Origin of the sequence: Kitasatospora sp. NPDC093558, from assembly GCF_040683475.1 — a bacterium.
In the GTDB taxonomy this organism is placed as follows: domain Bacteria; phylum Actinomycetota; class Actinomycetes; order Streptomycetales; family Streptomycetaceae; genus Kitasatospora.
The window spans coordinates 1-1,092 of sequence record NZ_JBFBDY010001366.1 but is presented as its reverse complement, the minus strand read 5'-3'; the positions used below and the strand labels follow the sequence as shown (position 1 = coordinate 1,092).

The window sequence follows — 1,092 nt, the reverse complement described above, 5'->3', positions numbered from 1 at the left end:
CGAACGCCGCCGCGACCAGCCCGGCGAACGCCGCCGAGCGGCCGCGCTCCATGGTCAGGTAGAGCGTCAGGAACGGGACGGCGAAGGTGCCCAGGCGGTTCACCAGGGTGCTCACCCACAGCCACCAGAACGCCGCCGGAAGCCCGCGGGTGCCGAGCGCACCAGTCCACCGGGACTGCCGCTTCGAGTCCCGTGCCGGGGTGCGGCCGCTCACCGCTCCCGTCCCGCCGCGGGGTCGGGCAGGGCGGCCAGCAGCTCACGGGCCCGTACGGCCTCCGGGTGCCCGGGCCCCAGCACCGCCTCCACCTCGGGGGCCAGCTCGGTCAGCAGGGCCCTGGCCTGCTCCACGTCGCCCGTCGCCAGCGTCCAGTGGGCGTACTCCACCCGGCAGGTCAGGAAGGTGACGTGCTCGGGGATCAGCACCGAGCTGACGTCCGTCAGCAGGCTGCGCATCAGCTCCCGGGCCTGCGAGGGCCGGCCCGCCACGCCGGTCCAGTGGGCGATCCGCCACCGCACCGCGAACGGGTCGGTGTGGGCGGGGCCGAGCGCGGCGGTCACCCGCGGCAGGACGAGGAGCAGGGCCGCCGCGGCCTCGGCCGGGGCGCCCGCGGCGCCCCTCCAATGGGCGTGCTCGGCCTCGGTGATCGGGCGCAGCGGGTGGTCCTCGGGGGTGTGCCGCTCGACGTCGCGCAGGAGCTCCTCGCACAGCTCCAGGGCCGGCCCGGTCCGGCCCGCCTGGCCGTGCCAGGAGACCAGGTTCGCCCGGGTGTTGAGCACGGCGAGGTGGCCGTCGTCGAGCAGCCGCCGCTGTCGGGCGAGGAGTTCGTCGTAGCGTGGGACGGCGCGCTCAGGGTCGCCGAGTTCCCCGGTCCAGTAGGCGAAGCGGCCGAAGGAGGCCACCGTGTCGGCGTGGTCGGGGCCGAGCCGGGGTTCCTGGTGGTCGAGCACGGAGCGGTAGCGGTCGACCGCCTCGGCCGGGTGGCGTCGTCGAGCAGCTGACCGCCGACTTCATCGGCCAGGTCCGGGCCGCCTCCCCCGGTGACGGCCCGTTCGGCGAGCAGGCCTGTGGATAACCCGACGCACGCCCTCCCC

Annotated in this window: 1 protein-coding gene and 1 pseudogene; both read right to left on the bottom strand. The window is 76.0% G+C overall.

Annotated elements, in window-relative coordinates:
• Positions 1-214, bottom strand: a pseudogene (locus tag AB0O00_RS41025) (MFS transporter); the annotation flags it as partial.
• Complete coding sequence (locus AB0O00_RS41020) at positions 211-948, bottom strand: tetratricopeptide repeat protein (RefSeq protein ID WP_363659743.1); 738 nt, start codon at positions 946-948, stop codon at positions 211-213. The gene AB0O00_RS41020 and the pseudogene AB0O00_RS41025, both read right to left, overlap by 4 nt.
• Between the last annotated feature and the right edge of the window lie 144 nt (positions 949-1,092).